The sequence below is a fragment of the uncultured Campylobacter sp. genome (genome assembly GCF_938040115.1).
Lineage (GTDB): Bacteria > Campylobacterota > Campylobacteria > Campylobacterales > Campylobacteraceae > Campylobacter_A.
Window position 1 is genome coordinate 1 of the sequence record NZ_CALHXD010000316.1, and the last position, 2,463, is coordinate 2,463.

Consider the following 2,463-nt stretch of genomic DNA (forward strand, 5'->3'; position numbering starts at 1 on the left):
AAAGCCCGCGATATTTGAGCCAAGCACCAGATTTCCCTCGTCGCCAAACTCCTTGCTAGTCTCGTAGCTAAGCTCAAAGATGTGATTCATGATGCCGTGCAGTCTGTGATCGACCTCTTCAAAGCTCCACGAGCTCATGCCGGCGTTTTGCATCATCTCTAGGCCTGACGTGCCCACGCCGCCCGCGTTTGCCGCCTTTGCCGGAGCGAAGTAAAAATCCTTTTGCGCTAGCATAAAATTTATCGCATCAAGCGTGCTTGGCATATTTGCCCCCTCAGCCACGAAGCGACAGCCGTTAGCGTAGAGCGTCTTTATGTCGGCTAGGTGCAGTTCGTTTTGCGTCGCGCACGGAAACGCTCCATCGCACGGCACGTCCCACACGCCGTTTCTACCCTCTTTGTACTCGCTCACGCTTACGTATTTTGCGTTCGGTCTAAATTTGACGTATTCGCTAAGGCGCGCGCGTCTTGCTTCTTTTAGCTCTTTAAGCACCGCTAGATCGATGCCCTCTGCGTCGTAAACGTATCCGTTTGAATCAGAAACCGTGATAGGCAGCGCGCCTACTTGATAGAGCTTTTCTACCGTGTAGATAGCGACGTTTCCGCTACCGCTTATGCTGCACTTTTTGCCCTCTAGCCCAAGGCCTGCTTTTTGCAGCATATTTTGCGTAAAATAGACCAGCCCGTATCCGGTCGCTTCCGTGCGCGCTAGGCTGCCGCCCCAGTTTAGGCCTTTGCCCGTTAGTATGCCGTCAAACCTGCCCGTGAGCTTTTTATACTGCCCAAACATATAGCCGATCTCGCGCGCGCCCACGCCGATGTCGCCTGCGGGCACGTCCACGGTGTTGCCGATGTGGCGGTAAAGCTCGCTCATAAATGCCTGACAAAAGCGCATTATCTCGCCCTCGCTCTTGCCCTTTGGATCAAAGGTGCTGCCGCCCTTTGCGCCGCCGATATTTACGCCCGTTAGCGAGTTTTTGAAAATTTGCTCAAATCCTAGAAATTTTAGCACGCCAAGATCCACGCTGGGATGCAGTCTGATGCCGCCTTTATAGGGGCCCACGGCTGAGTTAAACTGCACGCGGTAGCCGTTATGCACCTGCGGTCTACCGTCGTCACCCGTGTAGGTAACGCGAAATATCACCGTTCGCTCAGGTATCACGATACGCTCTAAGATAGCGTGTTTTTGGTACTTGCTCTCTTTTTTTATAAGCGGCTCGAGGCTGTTTAGCACCTCGGTCGCAGCCTGGACAAAGACGCCTTGTCCCGGATTGGTTCTTTTTATCCACTCCATCGTTTTTTCGATGTACTCGCTCATTTTGGCTCCTATTCGTCAAATTTTCGTAGTTGAATATTAACTCTCCTAGAAAAAATTTTTATTTAAATTTATTTTTATATTTTTATTTTAGGCGATAAGTGTTACGTATCGAAACTAAATTTATCAAACGTAACTTTTTGATAAATTTGTTGTAGTTTTGTTTGGGCTTTTGACGGAGATTTTAGTCGGCTTTGGCGGGACTATGCTAAATTTAGGATATTTAAATTTGCGGCGGCGCGTTTTTGCCGTTTTAGTTTTTGCGTATTTGACGAGAATTCGTCAAATTTGAAATTTAGCGGGCAAATTTGCGGCTATTCTCGTAAAATTTATTTTTTGGCTAAATTTGAGCTTGTTGCAAATACGGATTAACTTTATAGGAATATTTCAACCTACGTAAAGCGGTAAATTTGAAAATGCTGGAGTAAATTTTGGCGGGTTAAAATAGTAAAAAATCAAATTTTAGCCCAAAGTGGGCTAAAATTTGATTACATATCCTCTTTGATTTCGTCATTGCTGCGAACGACTAGGCCAGAGCCGTGGATGACGCTAGGGATGCATGCCGTGCAGATGTCGACCTCTTCGCCGTTTTTGTGGGCGCGGATAAATACGGCGTTTTCGTTTTCCGTGCTTTTTTGTCCGCAGACGTTGCAAACTACGATATTTTCAGTTCTCATTTGTTTTCCTTTTTTAAAAATTTGGGCTTATTTTATTTAGTTTTTCGCTGATTTGAAATGATTTACGTCAAGCGCGAAGTCTCGCGTAAAAAGAAAAAATGCGAAAAGTAAATAACGAAAAAAACCTGCAAAAAAAGCCCGAAAATAGGCACCAAACAAAGTAGATAAAAGCACAGCGCGGCGGCTTTAAATTTATATCCGCCGTAATCAAGCAAATAAAGCTCAAATTTGTGCCGCGAGAGGGCGTTTGGCGCGACGTCGATGAAAAGCAGCGAATAATAAAGATGAAAAAATGCCGGGTGCAGGGCGAGAAAATTTAGCGCAGGCACGGCTAAAATCGGCACGCAAATAAGCGCGATCAGGATAAATTTGAGCAAAATTTTGCCCATAAGAGACGTTTGGCGAGCTAGGCTGATATTTGCCAGCTGCGCCTCGTCCACGCGGTAGTGCCTGCGGTTTATCTCGCGGGCGA

At 46.5% G+C, this 2,463-nt stretch carries 2 protein-coding genes and 1 pseudogene; all 3 read right to left on the reverse strand.

Translation table 11 applies throughout. The features are described from left to right. The coding region (gdhA, locus tag Q0314_RS10700; RefSeq protein ID WP_298058877.1) for an NADP-specific glutamate dehydrogenase at positions 1 to 1,317 on the reverse strand (1,317 nt) is incomplete at its 3' end. Positions 1,318 to 1,802: 485 nt separating this feature from the next. Continuing rightward, positions 1,803 to 1,991, reverse strand: coding sequence for a hypothetical protein (locus Q0314_RS10705; protein WP_002949209.1), 189 nt, complete (start codon positions 1,989 to 1,991; stop codon positions 1,803 to 1,805). Between the two features lie 62 nt (positions 1,992 to 2,053). Further along, positions 2,054 to 2,463, reverse strand: a pseudogene (locus Q0314_RS10710) (hypothetical protein); the annotation flags it as partial.